Below are 762 nucleotides of genomic sequence, written 5' to 3'. Positions count from 1 at the left end.
AAGGACTATGCGTACTGGTCTACCCACCGTTCTGTCGGATCCGCATAAGCGGACCTCCGACAGAACAGAGAACGCAGGCGTTTCACTACTCCAAAAATTCACGGAGACCAGTGCTGGCTGCGCGTCGTAGGAACTGCGAAGAGCCTAGGCGGGTTCAGGTGCGTCACGCGCCAGAGGTTCTCCATCTTCGGTATCAGAAGCGGTCTGCGGGTCACCCTGATCTTCGGCGTCTTCTTTGGATTTCTTCTTGCCCACCTTTGTTGGCTTAGCTTTCGGCGGCATCACTATCGGCAGGAGCTCGAGGAGAATAAATCGGGCCCGATCTTGTGAAGACCGCATTTTGTAAGTACCACCTTGGTCATCCTCATGCTCAACCGAAACGAAATCATCATGATTCTTAATTTCAGCTTGTGCGGTTTTGATAGCGAGGGAGGGATTGGCAAGCCGAATAATGAGCAGAATTACAGCTCTAGTGTCGCTCCAGACTTGGTAGCCAGCCAACTGTTCAAGTGCCTCGTTGAACGCAGTCTCACCTCTCCAGATTTTGCATTCGACGATCAGAGCATTTCGCTCTTCGTACCGGAGCAGAATGTCCGTCTTGCCTTTACCATTGAACGTTTCCCCTGTTGCCTGGCCCCGCCAGTTGGCGTTGAGAACCATAAGCAGGATGTCGCGGATAGTTTCCTCGGGCAGGCTAAGGATTTCCGTTGGCAGGTCCACGGGGTTTTCGTCTCTCAGATCCAAGAGCTTCTCGGAGGTCCC

At 53.1% G+C, this 762-nt stretch carries 1 protein-coding gene; it reads right to left on the bottom strand.

The window, feature by feature from the left end:
• Positions 1 to 144: 144 nt before the first annotated feature.
• Positions 145 to 762: hypothetical protein (locus ACIKT0_RS19420; protein WP_407106903.1), on the bottom strand; the 618-nt coding region annotated here is incomplete at its 5' end.

This window comes from Hansschlegelia beijingensis, assembly GCF_045505405.1.
Lineage (GTDB): Bacteria > Pseudomonadota > Alphaproteobacteria > Rhizobiales > Methylopilaceae > Methylopila > Methylopila beijingensis_A.
This window is presented reverse-complemented; position numbering and strand designations above follow the sequence as displayed.